Annotated in this window: 1 protein-coding gene and 1 pseudogene; both read right to left on the bottom strand. The window is 68.7% G+C overall.

Annotated elements, in window-relative coordinates; genetic code table 11:
• Nucleotides 1-1040 (bottom strand): aldehyde dehydrogenase family protein (locus AC1D1G_RS45230; RefSeq protein WP_477956941.1); only part of this gene is annotated, 1040 nt, incomplete at its 3' end.
• 30 nt (nt 1041-1070) lie between these two features.
• A pseudogene (locus AC1D1G_RS45225) lies at nt 1071-1397 on the bottom strand (NAD(P)-dependent alcohol dehydrogenase); the annotation flags it as partial.

Raw genomic sequence — 1397 nt, 5'->3', positions numbered from 1 at the left:
CGTTTACCCGTGTCGATGTAGGCCTCGACGCTGCGCCGTTGGCGCTCGGACACCAAGGGTCCCACCCGGGTGGCGGGGTCGGATGGATCCCCGACCACGAGCTCCGACGCGAGGTGTGCGACCGCGTCGACTGTTTCGCGGTAACGGGATCGGGGGGCGAGGATTCGAGAGGACAGATGGCAGGTCTGGCCGTTGTTGAGCAGGCTCGCCCACGACAGTCCCCTGGCGACACTCACCAGGTCCGCGTCGTCGAGGATGATGGCGGCGCTCTTGCCTCCCAGTTCCAGGGTCACCGGTCRCAGCAGTCGACCGCAGGTCCCGCCGATCACCCTGCCCGCGGCGGTCGACCCGGTGAAAGCGACTTTGTTCACTTCGGGGTGGCTAACCAGGTAGGCACCGATCTCTCGGCCGCCGGTCACGATGTTCAGCACACCGCCGGGCAGCCCGGCTTCTTCGGCCGCGTCGGCGAGTTGGAAGGCGTCGAGCACGGTTTCGGGTGCGGGTTTGAGGACCACGGTGCATCCGGAAGCGAGTGCCGGGGCAAGCTTGAACATGGTCAGCGACTGGGGGAAGTTCCACGGAATGATCGCGGCAACAACGCCGATCGGCTCGCGACGCACGATCGTGGTGGACCTACCGTTTGCGGCGATCCGCGGGGTCTCGACGGGTGTCTTCTCGGTGAGATCGGCATAGTACCGGAGCGTTGCTGCCGGGCCGCTACCCTCCGCCGCCAGAGCTATCGCTGCCGGCATGCCGTTCTCGTCGGTCACGATGGCGGCTGTGTCCTTCCCCCGGCGGTCGAGCGCATCRGCAAATCGCCTTAGGACGTCGGCACGTTCGGCCGGCTCCAGCGCGGACCACTGGGGTGCACGCAAGGCGCGGCGGGCTGCGTGGACCGCGGCGTCGACGTCCGTGGGGGTACTGTCCGGCGCCGACCCGACGGGTTCCTCGGTGGTCGGCGAGATGACCGTGATGCGGTCGGAGGTGGACGGCGTGTGCCATCGGCCGTCGATGAACAGCTGCGAGCGGGTGTACTTCATGTGGGGTACCTCGGTCGTCGTGGTGCGCGGTCAGGGATGCGGGAGGAGGACCGGTTTGATGGTCGCGCCGCTGGCGGCGTCCGCCTCGGCGGCGGTGATCTCGGAGAACGGGTAGGTGCGGATCAGCCGGTCGAACGGGAACCGGTCCTGGCGCCAGAGTTCGATCAGGCGGGGCAGCAGCAGCTGCGGGACGGCGTCGCCTTCGAGGATTCCCATGATGTTCTTCCCGGCTGCCAGCGCGGCCGGGGCGAGGACCAGTTCGCGGGTTGCGGCGCCGACGAGACCGACGGTTCCGGTGGGCCGGAGACTGTCGATCGCCGACGCGATGACCTGCGGGGCCCCGGTGGTGTCGAGGGC

It is taken from the genome of Rhodococcus sp. P3_B8, assembly GCF_056402775.1.
This window is presented reverse-complemented; position numbering and strand designations above follow the sequence as displayed.